We start from the raw sequence: 15,573 nt of genomic DNA, 5'->3' as shown, positions 1-15,573 counted from the left end.
TCAGCAGGCAAAGCTGAATGATTGCTGTTTTGTTGAATGTGAGCAGAGAAAAGTTTCCAACGCCTCGAAATGATATCGTTGGTAAACTATTTAAGATAAGTAACCTGCTGTTAAGCAGCGCCCATGCTAGTATCCGGTTCAATCGAGTAATTCAGTTACGTCAGTGCTGAGTGATAATGGTTCCAAAATAATGAATGAGCCAATAGTACCCATGCAAAATACCGTACAGCAGTTGGACGATAACGATCCGTTAGCTCACAAGCGAAACGCCTTTGTACTTCCTGAAAATATGATTTATCTGGACGGAAACTCCCTGGGGGCCCTGACCCGGAGAAGTTCTGAGCGCGTGCAGGAAGTTGTACGTCAGCAGTGGGGGCAAGATCTAATCGGCGGGTGGAATCTGCACGATTGGATTAATTTGCCGCAGCTTACCGGAGAAAAAATTGCTCCTTTACTTGGCGCTAAAAGCGGCCAGGTTATTGTGTGTGATTCGATTTCAGTGAACCTGTTCAAGCTACTGACAACGGCATTATCGATGCAACCCGGACGGGTGAGGGTACTTTCAGAACAAGGCAACTTTCCTACTGATTTGTACATGGTGCAGGGGGTGCAAACCCTGTTGGGTGAACAGCGCTGTGAATTACGCAGTGTAGCCAGCGAACAACTGGAGCAGGAATTTACCGAAGATGTGGCGGTATTGTTATTGACCCATGTGAATTTTCGCAGCGGCCACATCCATGATATGCAACGGCTCACCAGGTTAGCTCATGAAAAAGGTATTCTGGTAATTTGGGATCTGGCGCACAGCGCAGGCGCAGTACCTCTCACGCTTGACCTCTGCAAAGTCGATTTTGCGGTAGGCTGTGGTTATAAATACCTGAATGGTGGCCCTGGTGCACCGGCCTTCATTTATGCAGCAGAAAAGCACCATAGCGCTGTTCAGCAACCCTTAAGTGGCTGGATGGGACACGCTAATCCTTTTGCATTTACTGAAGATTATCAGCCCGCACTCGGAATAAAACAGTTTTTAACTGGCACCCCCTCCATTCTAGCGCTGGCAGCGCTGGATGCTGCCTTGGATGTCTTTGCCGACGTTGACATGCATCAACTGCGCGACAAATCCATCACGATGACTGAAGTGTTCTTAGCACTGAAGGACCAACATGCTGAGCTAAGTGAGTTGCAGTTAATTTCCCCTATGGACAGCCAATGCAGGGGGAGCCAGCTTTCTTTTTCTCATCCTCAGGCCTATGCGATATGTCAGGCATTAATTACCAAAGGCGTAGTGCCAGATTTTCGTGCACCCGATATCATTCGTTTTGGCTTCGCACCACTCTACTTGAGTTTTGCAAACATTCAGCAAGCTATTGAGGTGCTTTGTTCAATAATGCAGGAACAATCTTTTCTGCAATCGCGTTTTCAACAGAAAAGAGCAGTGACCTAGTGCCACAACAAGCACAAGTGTAATGCTCCCCTTAGCCAGCTGATCTGATTCCTTATCCAACCAATTTTGAGAAAGTTACATGAAGGAAGGTCAGAAATCGACGCCAACATAGTCTTGTAGGATGAATTCAGGTTCACATTAACTTTTTTTAATTCAATTTTTCTATATGCAATCTCGCATTAGAAAAATTGTTCATAAGCATATGTATATATATGTATGTCGACTAAGCTTATGACTCACTAAAAGTTGTGAGTTCTCGTTGGCTTTCATTCGTTGACAGGCCAACGTTGGGGGGCTCGTTTGTTTGTGAACAACAAATGAGGATGAACAATGAACAAGATAATAAAAGGTGTATTGGTAACCTTGGGTGGGTTGTGGCTAAGTGTGATGACACTGCATGTTATGGCTGATCAGCATGGGTCAAAAGGGGCGAAGCAGGAAATGCTCGCCGAAATGTGGGTGATGGTACCGAAAGCAGGCAAAATGCAGGAGCTGGAGGCGGCGATGCGTGAACACGTAAAGTTCAGGCGTTCAAAACAGGATTCCAGGGAATGGCATTTTTATTCGCCGGTATTGGGCCACAAGCTGGATCGAATTGCTGTGCGGGCAAATGGTTTCACCTGGAAAGATATGGACACGTATCGTGACTGGACGATGAAAGAGGGAATAAACCAGCATTGGGAAGAAACAGCGGGAGACCTGGTTGATCACTACCATCATTATATTTCTGTTGAGGATCACGAAAACAGTAATTGGGGACCGGAGGTTGAATATCGGTATGTGGGTGTGACCAGCTACGTACCCAAGTTAGGTCACCGTGGTGCCATTGAGAAAGATATGAAAACCATGGTAGAGGCTGCTAAAGCGCAGGAATGGCCGTTTCACTGGGCGTTCTCTGAAGGAATCAGTGGGCGGGGTGAATTAATGTTGGCAGTGCCTTATGAAAATTGGGAAGCAATGGCGCCACCGGAACCTCAGTTTATGCAGGTGTTGTCAACGCATCTGGGTAGCGAAAGCGACGCGCAAAAACTGATGGAAAGCTGGGTAAGTCATTTTGAGGAGATTACCTACAATATCTGGGCGCTGCGCAGCGACCTGATGGAATAGTGTGTTCAGGCGCTAAGTCAATGTAATGTGTAGTTTAACCTTAATGTCTAAATAATTGTCGTCAGGTCGATGCGCTTCGTCATGTGACGAGCATTGACCGACGTCAATTCTTCAACGATGTTCACGGATTTGAAACGCAGATCATGGAAATGGATTGAGTACTTTTTCGAATTCGTTGAGCCTTTGTGATGAATGTAATGAGACTTTCACGTTGCCAGTACAATATTACGACCTGCTTCTTTAGCTTTATACAGCCTTTCATCAGCCTTTTTCAAAGATTGTTCAAATTCTTCTGCGCTCTCAAAATTACTCATTCCCGCGCTGAAAGTGCAATTAATTTTTTCACCTTTATGAATGAAAGTGAAAGAAGAAAATTTATATTTAATTTTTTCCACTAGCGCTTCTGCATCGTGCAAATGGGTATCGAATAAAATTAACAGAAATTCTTCTCCCCCCCATCGAGCAATCAGGTCAGCACCTTTGACATTTTGGCGAATAATGTTGGCAAGCGTTATTAATACCTGATCACCAAAGTCATGGCCATAATTGTCGTTTAGTGATTTAAAGCTGTCAGCGTCAATCAATGCTATAACGGTGTTTTGTTTAAATGCTTTACGTGGAAGTGCGTGTTGTAGTCCGTGGCGATTGAGTACTTTGGTTAACGCATCGGTGTTAGCCAGATTCTGATGCGCTTTAGAAATTGCTGAAATAGCGCTGTATGAGCTGAAACGGATCCACTCACTGGCAATGATTAGGACAAGCAATGAAACTGTGGCTGCGCTAATGCGAACTTTATGTACCTCGGGGTAGTTATAGACAAACTCAAAATTGCCGAATATAAGCACTGCGCTGAGGACTGAATAGGCAAGCGTGAAAGCCAGGCCTACCTTAGGACCAACCAGCAAAATCATCAGCATGACGATAGGATAAGTCCAATACGCGCCAGTACCTTGATTACCGCCGTTGACCAGAAGATAAATAGCAAGAGAAAACAAAATAGTGGAGAGAAAAATAGAGATACGCTGAACGTGTTCGATATTTTTAGCTTTTACGGCAATGGCAATGACCGTGACCAAAAAAAACAGCAACACCACGCCAAGGTAGAAGTGATCGCCAAGCAATGACAGTATTCCGAACGAGCTAAGAAAAACAGACCCTAATACTGCGAAAGTAATGATCAAAAGTCGCTTTCGATGATTTTCAATTTGCTCAGGGCTATTTAATACTTTCACCATTTTCCTTGTTAAGAGACGCAATCACGGCAGACAGTTTAAACCCGTCCTGATGAAGTTTCTTGGCGGTCGATACCGTCGTGTTTTAGTCAGGCATAGCACCAACTCAAACGCCGTATTATCACCTTTTATCTGACTAGTTATTACAATGAGCCTTTTAATGGATGTTAGTCACCCGCGAAAATGCAACGTTACAGGTAACAGGTAGGTTAGGCGTACTAACTCGTTAGCACACTATTCACTACTCAACATTGTCACATAAACGTGACTTTTGCTGTGAAAAAACTGTTGCACTATCTCTACTTACAACATAGATCAATATGAATCAGGATTAAAGGTCCCATTTCGCTTACGCGAGCCATCTCTTTTCCAGAACTCAATCGCTGGGATCTGAAACTCCCACAACTCTGCAGCATTCCAGGTAAACTCGTCTTTATATCGAGCTTTTAAATAGTCTTTGTCGTAATGGCTCTCGTTCCTGGTTTTTTCAAAATAGAAATTAGTCTGTCTGGTAACAATAATTTCTTTCTGACACAGAAACTGAATTTGCCTGCGCGTAATTTGTTTGCAAATGGGTTCATCCACATGTTGTGGGTATAAGGACGAAACGATGGCGCGTTCGATTTCACCTGAATCTTCCTGAACAAAATAAATGCCGCTACCAAGCGGAAAGCGACCAACCATTTCGAGAAAATATTGAACATACTCAGGTCTATAGGTTTTTCGATGCATGCCTTCTTCTAATACACCGTAAGCGCGATAAATTTCCTTGTAATCGAATTCTTTTTTGGTCGAGAGCAGAAACGATGCGTAGGTCATGGGAATGCGCAGCAAGTCGCCCAGTTCGCTATTGGACTCTTTCAATGCTGACAGGGTTTTTAGCATGAAATCTAACTGACTTTGCTCTTCTCTCTCAAAACTTTCTTTATGTTCGCGGGACTCATAACGAATCACCGGTATACCAATACCAAGCTTGAGAAAATCAGTCGTTTTCTTTTCAACAATGGCGATCAGCTTTTTGCGCTCAAGTTGATCCAATACACGGTAGCGATCTTTTCCAAGCAGTGCTTTAGCGGGAGGGCTGTGCATGCCTATAGATTGCAACAATGCGGCCTTTGCCAGCGGTTTCAAAATTTTCTCGCGGTACGCTAATTTTGTCTCGGCAGACATGGGGTTGCGAAACATATTGGTACTGGTAACTGTCTCACCCTTGGTGGCCATCAGACTCATTTTAGCCTCTGAGGTGAAAACTTGTTTGAGACGCTCGTTGAGAAAGTCGGAAGTAAACGAACCGCGGTAACGCACCTCTTCAAACAAGGCAATCGTCAATGCAGTAATGTAAATAGGCTTGTATTTCTCGTTTCTGATATGACGAACTTTATCTTCAGGTGAAGGGGTAGATAACGCAATTGTGCCCAGAAACTGGCTAAAAATCTGGTGACCGTCTAATAGATCCAGAATCTCATCCGTTAGGTGGTCGAGTGTCTCGTATCGCTGGTTTCGTGCTGAATTGAGCTGACCTTCCAATACCCGATACTCATCTTCATACATACCTTGTTTAGCAGTAATTCTGGATAAATAGCGTTGCGTTGAAGGTTGACCCTTAATTAACGGGTACCTTCCTGTTTCCTTTTGATATTTGACGATACGATCGACCTGATCCTGAAATTTGTTGATCTTACTTTTCAGTGATTCAAGTGATTGATACTCTTCCAGATAATGGCAAAAGAAAACTTCTGCGTTATCAACAAGAGCACGATATCGACGTCTGAAATCAGAAATTTTACGAGAGATTTCACTTACCATCGTTGGTATTTTTGAAAGTCTCTCTTCCGCCGCTGATGGCGAGCTCGAACTTGATTTACTATCGAGGAGCATCGAACACCAAAGTCCTTTTCGACTCAAGGTTAATTGTGATGAAATTAACATTCGGGTCTGGCTTTTGCAATAGCGTTTATTAAGTTGTCGTTATATTTGTGACATTGCTCAAGAGCCCGTCATCCCGCTTTGAAGGTGGAGTCGCAAGTAAAGGGACAGCGAATATTGCGCCGTTGAATAGTGTTTATTTTTTAAACTCGTTTTGACTTTTTTAACCAGTTCGTCATTGAATAAGAGTCACTGGTATACCAGATCGTTTTTCCATTCCCTGTTGCATTCACAAATGCCAGAACATGCTGCACAACGCCTGGCTAAATTAAACTTATGTAATATAGGTGTGCAAAAATTGAATCATCTACCAATCGACAAATCAGGCGCCCGGTACAAAAATGAACCGACTAAGCACCGTATTCATTTTAAAGCTCCCACTTTTGTGGGAGCGATACGCTTGATTATCGACTGATAACACTAGGGCGCGATCTTTCTCACTTGATCTTTACCAGTCTCTTCCTCAAATGTCTCATAGTCGCTGTAACCCTCAGCGCCACCCCCGTACCATTGCGACATATCGTCAAAGTCATTCAGAGGCCAGTCGTTTTTATATCTATCCACCAAATCAGGATTGGTAATATAAGGGCGGCCAAATGCAATGCAGTCGGCATCGCCATCACTGATTCTTTTCTCGGCTTTTTCTTTGGTGTAGCCAACGTTGCCGATTATCACACCGCTGAATAATTTTCTGACTTCCGCCAGTGTCATAGGCTCACCACGTTCATGAAAACCAAAGCCTAACCCATCCATAACGTGAAGATAGCCGAGTTTGTGAGCGGCAAGTTGTTGTATGGTGTAGGTGAATATCTCGCGGTAGTCGTCACATCCCATATCATTAAACGAGCCATTGGGTGATAATCTAACACCCACTTTTTCAGCAGGCCAGATTTCTAAGACGGCGCGGGTAACTTCATCAAGAAACCGATATCTATTGGCAAGACTGCCGCCATAATCATCATCACGCTGGTTACTTCTGCCGTCTAAAAATTGATTTAACAGGTAACCGTTTGCCGCGTGGATCTCAACGCCGTCAAAACCGGCATCCAGTGCATTAGCAGCTGCGCGTTTAAAGTCCTGGACTGTTCTTTTAATATCTTCAATCTGCATTGCGCGCGGGACTTCATAGTCCTTTTTGCCTTCAGGGGTATGAATTTGGTCACCTTCTAATTTTACTTCGGAGGCAGAGAAAGGCGCTTTCCCATTATGAAAATCACTGTGCGAGGCGCGTCCAGTATGCCAAAGCTGTAATACGATTTTGCCACCGGCGTCATGCACACGTTGGGTTATCGACTGCCACCCTTCAACCATTTGATTTGTATAGATTCCGGGAGAATCGACCCAACCGTTTGCCTCTTCGGAAATTGTTGTCGCTTCGGTGATGATGAGACCTGCGTCAGCACGCTGTGCGTAGTAGTCGCCCATAACTTTATTTGGAATACGGTTTTTACCGGCTCTTCCGCGTGTCATGGGCGCCATGACCATTCGGTTCGTCAGGATATTGTTTGCCCATTTTAACGTTTGAAATAGGGGGGAAGCAGACATAATTTTCCTTCTCTGTGGCTAGAATTTACAACAGCTAATCACTACGTGTGAGCCTGCTTATGGTTTTCAACTGTCGTTTTTAAATCGCATAAAGAGAAGGTTAGGGTGTAAGAGGGCCAAGTGAATAAGTGCTTCATGTATACTCTTCTCACCTCATAAGCTCAGCTGTACCTCGCCAGCCATCTGCGTTGCAAGAATTGACGTGATCTAAAACAATCTTCGATAATTATTAATCATCACATTCACATTAAAGTTTTTTTATAATGAAGCCTGCCGCTCTGATTTTTGACGTCAACGAAACGTTGCTGGATTTATCCAGCGCGAAACCAGCCCTTGCCAGCCTGTTCAATGGGCAGGAGTCCCTGGTTGAATTATGGTTTTCGATGTTGCTTCACCATTCGCTGGTTGAATCATCTATTGGTGGCAAGCATAACTTTTCTGAAATTGGAGCGGCTACCGCGCAAATGGTGGCGTACGGTAAAGGAATATCACTGTCATTCGAGCATGCTCTGCACGTGATCAAAGACGCTATGACAACGCTGCCTGCGTATGATGATGCAGCAAAAGCATTAAAGACACTTAGCCAGTCTGGTATTAAACTTATTGCTTTGTCCAACTCACCAACCAAGGGGTTAAGGACGCAATTGGAATACGCAGGGATTATCAATTACTTCAATGATGTGCTTAGCGTTGAGGATGCGGGCAGATACAAACCCCATGCTGACGTTTATCACTGGGCCTGTGACAAAATAGGCGTCGCAGTCGAGAATTGCATGATGGTGGCTGCGCACGGCTGGGATGTAGCTGGCGCTGCCAACGCAGGCATGCGCACCGTTTTTGTAGAGCGCGAGGGTAAGTGTCAGTATCCGTTAAGTGCAGAAGCGTCGTTCAGTGTATCTTCATTGGACGAGCTTGCCGATATTGTTTTAAATCAGTAAACAAGGATTTTAAATTAAATGAATAAAGTAATTGGAATAATTCTAATCGTCGTCGGGGTAGCTCTGGCCTGGTGGGGGTACGATATCTATGACTCTGCCAGCTCACAGTTTTCGCGGGCACTTGATGGCGAAACGCCTTGGGAGGCCTGGGCTGGCATGGTTGGGGGAGGTATTTGCTTTTTACTTGGGTTGATTAAAGTTAAGTAGCTGGCTTTTGTTAAATTCAAATAGTAGCAACCATCCAGGTATCAAGGTTTGCGACGCTGCTATCTTTTGACCTGATATTGACGTCGTTTACACCAATACATTATTCCTGTAACAGGTATCAGTATTAACGTGAGTCCTGTCAGCGTTGCTAAAAATAAGAAAGCCGTTCCGCCCACCGCAGCTACGTGCAATGGATAAATCGTGTGAGAAAGTTGATTGCCCAATGAGGTTTCGCTTACGTTTTCGGCCGCAGTGATTTTGCCCGCAGAGGAAAAGCTAACGTAGTTTCGACCGTTAGGGTGCCACTCTGTATCATGCTTCAATCGTAATTTGTTGGCGGAAAGGTAAACTAGACGTGGTGAGGCGCCATCTAACAATTCACTGGCCGCGGTGAACTTGTCTTGCCAGTTATCATAGGAGATGTGGGTTGCTGACACGGTAGGCTGATTACCCTGTTGGGGCAAAAGCGCAACCAAAAGCGACTTTACGGGCGACGAGTAAATCATCGCAGTGCCGGTTGTGAGTACCAATACAATGGGAACAAACAACAATACCGCACTGACTTTGTGTAACTCGCCTAATGTCTGCAAGCCTTTGCGGCTGCGTAAACTGAACCAGTGAATTTTGAATAATCGAGCCGAGATACGGTGTCGTGGCCACCATCTGATAACGCCGGTCACCACAAGTAATAGACTTGCCAGCCCCAGAATACCTAACAAATTTTTGCCGGTTTCTCCGAGCATCAGATCGTGATGTAGCGAAACAAACAAGCTGATGTAATCGCTGTTAAGCGGTCGCTCTAACACCATGCCCTGGTGCGTGTAGTACCAGTGCGTTTTTTCTGAATCGACAATTTCTAACCAGGGGGCGTCATCCGTTGGCATATATGCATAGGCATCTACCTGCTTCAATATCAACGAGTCCAAAATAGACGCCACTTCACGCTGCGCTAGCGGAGCATCTTGGTGAAGCGCCGGGTAAAGCCATTGTAGTAACTCAGATTTGAAATACAGTGTGGTACCTGTAATTGCCATCAACAGCATCCAAAGGCTCAGCAATAAGCCGAGCCAGGTGTGGAAACTTTGATTTAGTCGTGCAATGATTTTTGGCAATGGCTTACCATCCGTACTGCCAACTTAACGTCGCAGTCCTTCCTCTGCCAGTGAAGTTGCGAGTGTCTCCACCCACGGTTTGCGCATAATAAGTGAAGTAATATTCATTGAAAAGGTTCTCTAAACCGAGGGTGAAGGTACCAGCTTGCATCGTTTCATACGTCGCTGATGCGTTAACCGTGTGGTAGCCATTGAAGTCGTTGATGTCACTCTCTTCACCAGCATCTCGACTAAACAGCTTGCTAAATTGCACTTGTGTATAAAGAGCGTCAGTCCAGCTCTGATGCCAGGATATGTTCAAGCGGCGAGGGGCGATATTGCGACCGGACAGGGTTTGATCAACCCGTTGATCGCCGTCACTGTCGTACTCGCCATCGGTGTCGGCATAGCTCGCTGTGAAACGCGTTTGCGCAGAGAGCATGTAGCTGGCATTTGCTTCAAAACCGTCAATTTCAGTTCGTTCACGCATTACGGAAAAAATACCATCATCGTCTGCTTGCAATCGTGCACCCAGATCTGAGTCAGAGGTAAAGTAGCTTAAGCCGAACGACAATGCTTCAAAGGTATAATCTAAGCCAACCTCTTTATTGTCTGCTATCACAGGTTGCAAGTCTAAAAAGCTGGATACGCTCAAATCAGGTTGGTTAATTCCCCTAAGCACGCGACCAACATCAGGCATACTGAAACCTTCTGAGAAGCTTGCATAGGCTCTGAGCTGAGGGGTAATCTGGTACACGACACCAAGGTTATGCAGCAACTCATTAAAGGAAGGTTGTCCGCCTGCGACAAAGGTATTGCCATTGGAGGCCAGGGTGGTAAAGTCATCGACTTTTAACTTTCCGTACTCATAGCGAGCACCGGCACTCAGACTTAAATCACCAACCTGATACCGTGCCTGTAGATACGGCGCCCAATTGATAAACTCAGTATCCGGAACCCACTTGCGTCCAGTCTGTGCGAGTTCCTGAAAGGTGGTGTCATTCAAATAATCAAGACCAGCAGTAATATCCAGAGGTGCCTGGCCTACGTTTTGCCAGTTCAGCGTGATGCGCGAACCATATTTTTGTGAATCATTTCGCGACTGGTCAAACAAATCTTCGCCTAATGCGGCATCCTGAAAAGTTGCATAACGACCGCCACCGTACAGTGCTGAAAAATCCTGCAGGAAAAGTTGCCAGTTTAGCTTACCGGACATCAAGTCATTATTGCGATAGGTAAGCGAAGACGTTATGACTTCATTTTCCGGGCTTTTCCCTTCAACCTTTCCTTCACCTGAAATTGTAGGCTCGCCTATTTCACGATTGCCACCCACTGAGTTAAAATCACCGTTTCCGGCCATTTCAAACCGGTTGATCATAAACTCAAGCGATTGCTTTTCGTCAGCTGTATACGCGAACTTCGCAAATAGATCGGTGCTGGTTGAGTCCATTGTATCGCCTTGAGCGCCGTCAAGTCCGATTAACTGCCCTTCGCCGTCAACATACATACCTGTCTCTTTTAATTGGAAACCCAATAATGCTTGCCATTTACCCGCATTATGGCGGTAAAGGTAACCTGTCTGATAGGTCAGACCGTCGGAAAATGCTTCCGTTGACGACGTGATGCCTGCGTTAATTTCATGTGTTGGGCCATTTTCAGCCGACTTAGTGATGATATTGATAATCCCCCCGCTTGCCCCCATTCCCTGAATAGCGCTGGCGCCGTGGATAACCTCAACGCGCTCAATCATAAACGGGTCAATAGTGTAGGCAGCACGCGAGCCATTACGCAGTGGATTGGATTGAGGTACACCATCAATGAGATAAAGGGGTTCACGCCCACGCAATGTTTCACCCGCACTGGTTAATTTCTGTCGCGAAGGTGAAAAAGCAGGGATCATATTGCCAAGGATATCTGATAACGATTGCGCAACGTTCAATTGAGCGCGAATCTCATCGCCCGTGATAACGGAAACAGTGGCGGGGATAGCACTTTGTGGAACACTGGTGCGGGCTGCCGTGACTGTAATTACTTCGCCGGTTTGCTCGGTGGCAAGGGTTGGTGTGGTAAGCGCGGTAGAGAGTGCGAGGCTAATAAGTGTTTTTGTCATTTTTACAACATGAAAGCATTTTTGAATTATCCTGAATGATAATGGTTATCAATATTGTTATCAAGTGTGGTGGCGTCATTCCGAGAAATTCTGTGTAATAGTCTTCCCCGCCAGTGAATCGTATTTCTAATATCTATTTTTTGTTCTCATTGTATAAGTCAGCAATCTTTACAGGTCCATTAAAGAAAAAGTTAAAAAACCGAAATAAACCTTTAGAAACATGAGGTTGTGCATTTGGTTTAGTATTTGCTTATAACTTGACGCTATAACTAAAATAGAAAGGGAAATAATGATGAAAAATACAATCAGAGGATTTATATCGGTAGTCGCGATTACATTGGCGGCACATGGCGTATCGCAGGCAGCTGTAGTGACGGTAAACCCAGATGACCCCGCGTGGGGCAGCGGTGACACGAACAGTGAAATTACCACTGCGATGGCCAGAAGTGGTGCGGGTTCACTTGAATTGCGTGGTGACAGAACGCGCTATTACGGGTTGGGGAATCCGTGGGATGCAGGCAGTAACATCGGCTTGTTATCAGCACTGACTGATTTTAGTTTTGAGTGGGCCATAGCCAGCGATAGTATTTCAGCGTTAAACGCGGATTACACACCCGCATTACGCCTGCACATATTCGACGGTGAACAACGCAGCGAATTGATTTGGGAAGGCGCGTACAACGGAACCTACGGCAGTACGCTTCGCGACACCTGGTATCAAACTTCGTTTACGGATAATTTCTGGCGCTGGGAAACGGGTATTGGTGCCACTGAAGTTTATGATCGCACTATTGCTGACTGGGCCGACGGGATTTATTCTGACAGTGCCTATATTGCAGCCATCAGTGTAGGCGTTGGCTCTTCAGCAGGTGCAGACTATGTCGCATTTGCAGACAATGTCACGCTTCAATTTGAAGGGCAGGAATCACGTACATTTAATTTTGAACCGGCAGCGAATGTTCCAGAACCTGCAGCAGCCTTATTGCTATTGTTAGGCGCCGGAGCGCTTGCAAGTCGCAGAAAAAAGTTTTAACAGTTCATTAAGTAAGTCAGTTTAGGGTGCTTTTGCACCTTAGACTGTCGACTATTTTTACATATTTCAACGCCTCATCTTCCTTCTTATAAAGTGTTCGACAACCCCCTCATTCACGCTCCAGCGTAGACAGCATCGGTATTACGAGAGGAAATCAAGTTGATTTCAAGCTGTTCGATTAATATACAACATAGCCGTAGATATTATTCGGTTTAACCAAATGCGTCAGATTTTTTTACAAATAATTTACAATTGGCATTCAAATAAAACACAACTCGTTGAAGTGATTAAAAAATAACCAGTCGGTTCGTTTTATGCTTTGTGCTGCTCGCAAAATAAACAATAACGTTAAGGAACTAACAATGAAACAATGGGTATTACGCGTAGCCACTTTGCAGTTCATAGGTCTACTTACGACTTTTTCATATACAGCTGTCTCTGCTCCGATACCGGTATCACTTGCGATAAACGGATCAGCAATGTTTGACACTTTTGATTCTAGCGGAACTACTGGCCCGGCATCCCAGATGGCGACGATGACAGCAATACAAGGGGGGACTAACTCAGATAGTTCGGTAAACAATGTCACCGTTACCGGTGATAACCCTATAGGCGGTGCACTTACTGAGACGGGCGATGGGGTGGGAGTTAATGCGTCGGCATCGGGAGGTGCGGATTCAAGTGTGGGTGATTTCATATTTGACTTTGCATTTGATTTGACCAACTCATCATTAACCACGGATTATCAAATTTTCTTTGAAGTAAGCTTTGCTAATTTTGTCGATGCCAATGGCAGTGACGCCTATGTTGATGGTGAGATCAATTTATTTGACGGTGACTCGAACGAATTTTTTGCTTCAGATCTCACCTCGGATACGTTTTTTGGTGATGAGAGAAATGGTGAATCGCTAACGTCTCTGGGGGCGGCGTTAAGCGATTCAGGGAATTTCCTCTTTGATATTACATTGGGCGCGGGCATGTCCGACTTTTTTAGCGGCTTGCTGAAGATAGATGGTGGTGAATTCTTTGGTAATGGCTCGTTTAACGCGCAAACCGAAGCATTTATCAGCGTGTTAAGGGTGGTCGACCTGACCACGCCACCGGATGTACCAGAGCCTTCAATACTGATGCTTTTTACCGGCGGATTGTTATCTTTATTGGCCGGAAAACGCCGTAATTTTAAACTAAATGCAAAGGAATAATATTATGCAAATTTCTATAAAATCAATGGCATGTAGTTTAGTGGCGGTAGTGTCCACTAGCTTCTTCTCTGCAACGGCATTGGCATGTGGCGCCCAGCCGTATATAGGAGGGATGTGTTTATTTGCGGGCAATTTTGCAATTAGAGACTATGCCAAAGCGGAAGGGCAGATATTGCAAATAGCCACGAATACAGCATTATTTTCAATTCTTGGCACAACCTACGGAGGCGATGGACGAACCACATTCGCATTACCTGATTTACGCGGCAGAACCCCTGTGGGTGCTGGTCAGGGGCCGGGATTAAGTAATATTCAGCTCGGGCAGAAAGGGGGGCGGGAGACAGCCACATTAAATGTGTCTAATTTACCCTCACACAATCATACCGCCAGCACCACCGTGACTATTTCGAATGATTCCAGTGGCAGTTCCGCTGTGCTCAGAGCGCTGGCGGCTTCGGCTAACACCACCGATCCCACAGGTAGTGTGTTGGCTGACAGTCCTCCACGTGAAGAAATTTATAACACAGGCTTGCCATCTGTAGATATGGGAGCAGACGCCATTGTGTTAGATGTGCAGATCTCATCAACCGCTAGCGCGACAACTACAGTAGGCAACACTGGTGGAAGCACACCGTTCGATGTTCGTAGTCCTTATGTGGGCATGACCTGGCTTATTGCCCTTCAGGGTATTTTTCCTCCGCGCTCATGATAAGTGTTTTTGTACCCTACCGCTTTTTTGTGGGATTAATGTGCCTGGTGAGTGCTAATGGCCTGTCTGCGCAACCCGAAGACTGGCAGCAGGCACTACAACAGGCACAGGCTTACCTTGAAGCGGGAAAGACCAAAAAGGCTCTGCACGCATTTGAATTGCAGGCGGATAAAGGGAATGGTCTGGCTCAGTTCAACCTGGCTTTATTTCACCAGAATGGCTGGGGTGACGTCGCGGATCCGCAAGTTGCATGTCATTGGTATGCTAAAGCTGCTAACAACAATATACCGGCTGCTCAATATGAAACCGCCCGATGCATTTTAAATGAAACTGATTCTCCGGACCAAGTGGATGCCGCGTTAAAGTGGTATTTACGTGCGTTCGAGAATCAGATCTATAAAGCGGGTTGTGAAGCGGGAAAATTGTTGTTGACTCAACAAGTTGACAAGAAGACGTTACGGCAGGGGGTGACACTGTGCCTCGACGCGGCTGAAAAAGGCAGTATTGATGCCGCGTTGCAGGTAGCGAACTGGTACCGCGATGGACAATACCTCAGTCAAAGCTATTTATCTGCGATGCATTTCTATGCGTTGGCCGCACCGGAGAAGCAGCCCAGTGCTGCATTTCAAATGGCCAGGATATTGGATATGGGGCTTGACGTTGAAACTGACATTCGTCAAGCAGCTTATTGGTATGAAGTGGCCGCCAGTCAGGGCTACGAACAAGCCTATTTACCTGTAGCTGCGCTTTACTGGAAACTTACACAAGATGCGCATTCAGATCAGGCGCATTTGCTGGCAAAAGCCTACCTTTGGGCAAAAACGGCCAAACAGCGAAGCTCTGATGAAGTACGTGATGTTGCGGAAAAATTGCTGGTACAAGTCAGTGATGTGATACCAATGGCGTGGATAGAGGAGTTAGACAAGAAAGTGGTATCCCATATCCATGCGTTTCACTAGCAGAGCCAAATCGACCTGGCAGTTTTTACTTTAATACAGTTGATTGCCAATTTAATAAAAAGGGCAGCCA

The 15,573-nt window shown here is 45.4% G+C and carries 13 protein-coding genes; 8 read left to right on the top strand and 5 right to left on the bottom strand.

Features of this window, described 5'->3' with window-relative positions; all coding sequences use genetic code 11:
* Positions 1 to 190: 190 nt before the first annotated feature.
* Positions 191 to 1,444, top strand: coding sequence for a kynureninase (gene kynU, locus HCJ96_RS03765; protein WP_425483729.1), 1,254 nt, complete (start codon positions 191 to 193; stop codon positions 1,442 to 1,444).
* A 330-nt stretch (positions 1,445 to 1,774) separates the two neighbouring features.
* Positions 1,775 to 2,551, top strand: coding sequence for a hypothetical protein (locus tag HCJ96_RS03760; RefSeq protein WP_169209708.1), 777 nt, complete (start codon positions 1,775 to 1,777; stop codon positions 2,549 to 2,551).
* A 206-nt stretch (positions 2,552 to 2,757) separates the two neighbouring features.
* Here the strand turns inward: HCJ96_RS03760 and HCJ96_RS03755 are convergent, their stop codons facing one another.
* The 3 genes from HCJ96_RS03755 to HCJ96_RS03745 form a co-directional block, all read right to left on the bottom strand.
* Positions 2,758 to 3,786, bottom strand: a complete 1,029-nt coding sequence (locus HCJ96_RS03755; RefSeq protein WP_169209707.1) for a GGDEF domain-containing protein — start codon at positions 3,784 to 3,786, stop codon at positions 2,758 to 2,760.
* Between the two features lie 312 nt (positions 3,787 to 4,098).
* Complete coding sequence (locus tag HCJ96_RS03750) at positions 4,099 to 5,661, bottom strand: hypothetical protein (RefSeq protein WP_169209706.1); 1,563 nt, start codon at positions 5,659 to 5,661, stop codon at positions 4,099 to 4,101.
* Positions 5,662 to 6,129: 468 nt separating this feature from the next.
* Complete coding sequence (locus tag HCJ96_RS03745) at positions 6,130 to 7,254, bottom strand: alkene reductase (RefSeq protein ID WP_169209705.1); 1,125 nt, start codon at positions 7,252 to 7,254, stop codon at positions 6,130 to 6,132.
* Positions 7,255 to 7,517: 263 nt separating this feature from the next.
* Here HCJ96_RS03745 and HCJ96_RS03740 point away from each other — a divergent pair, with 263 nt between their 5' ends.
* Entirely contained in the window at positions 7,518 to 8,192 is a 675-nt protein-coding gene (locus HCJ96_RS03740) for a haloacid dehalogenase type II (protein WP_169209704.1), read from the top strand.
* A gap of 18 nt (positions 8,193 to 8,210) precedes the next feature.
* Positions 8,211 to 8,399, top strand: coding sequence for a DUF3185 family protein (locus HCJ96_RS03735; RefSeq protein ID WP_169209703.1), 189 nt, complete (start codon positions 8,211 to 8,213; stop codon positions 8,397 to 8,399).
* Positions 8,400 to 8,458: 59 nt separating this feature from the next.
* Here the strand turns inward: HCJ96_RS03735 and HCJ96_RS03730 are convergent, their stop codons facing one another.
* Together HCJ96_RS03730 and HCJ96_RS03725 are read right to left on the bottom strand one after the other, a co-directional pair.
* The gene (locus HCJ96_RS03730) at positions 8,459 to 9,511 is read right to left on the bottom strand and encodes a PepSY-associated TM helix domain-containing protein (RefSeq protein WP_169209702.1); all 1,053 of its coding nucleotides are present in this window, start codon (positions 9,509 to 9,511) and stop codon (positions 8,459 to 8,461) included.
* 4 nt (positions 9,512 to 9,515) lie between these two features.
* Positions 9,516 to 11,600, bottom strand: coding sequence for a TonB-dependent receptor (locus tag HCJ96_RS03725; protein ID WP_169209701.1), 2,085 nt, complete (start codon positions 11,598 to 11,600; stop codon positions 9,516 to 9,518).
* 289 nt (positions 11,601 to 11,889) lie between these two features.
* Between HCJ96_RS03725 and HCJ96_RS03720 the strand changes: the two genes are divergently transcribed.
* From HCJ96_RS03720 to HCJ96_RS03705, 4 genes are all read left to right on the top strand, one after another.
* Complete coding sequence (locus HCJ96_RS03720) at positions 11,890 to 12,633, top strand: PEP-CTERM sorting domain-containing protein (protein WP_169209700.1); 744 nt, start codon at positions 11,890 to 11,892, stop codon at positions 12,631 to 12,633.
* Between the two features lie 479 nt (positions 12,634 to 13,112).
* Positions 13,113 to 13,835: a PEP-CTERM sorting domain-containing protein gene (locus HCJ96_RS03715; RefSeq protein WP_169209699.1), complete on the top strand. Its 723-nt coding sequence runs from the start codon at positions 13,113 to 13,115 to the stop codon at positions 13,833 to 13,835.
* 4 nt (positions 13,836 to 13,839) lie between these two features.
* A complete protein-coding gene (locus HCJ96_RS03710) occupies positions 13,840 to 14,544 on the top strand; it encodes a phage tail protein (protein WP_246261113.1) in 705 nt (234 codons plus the stop codon).
* A 38-nt stretch (positions 14,545 to 14,582) separates the two neighbouring features.
* Positions 14,583 to 15,503, top strand: coding sequence for a tetratricopeptide repeat protein (locus HCJ96_RS03705; RefSeq protein WP_169209698.1), 921 nt, complete (start codon positions 14,583 to 14,585; stop codon positions 15,501 to 15,503).
* The last annotated feature ends 70 nt before the right edge of the window (positions 15,504 to 15,573 follow it).

Source organism: Alteromonas ponticola, from assembly GCF_012911815.1.
GTDB classification, from domain to species: domain Bacteria; phylum Pseudomonadota; class Gammaproteobacteria; order Enterobacterales; family Alteromonadaceae; genus Alteromonas; species Alteromonas ponticola.
This window is presented reverse-complemented; position numbering and strand designations above follow the sequence as displayed.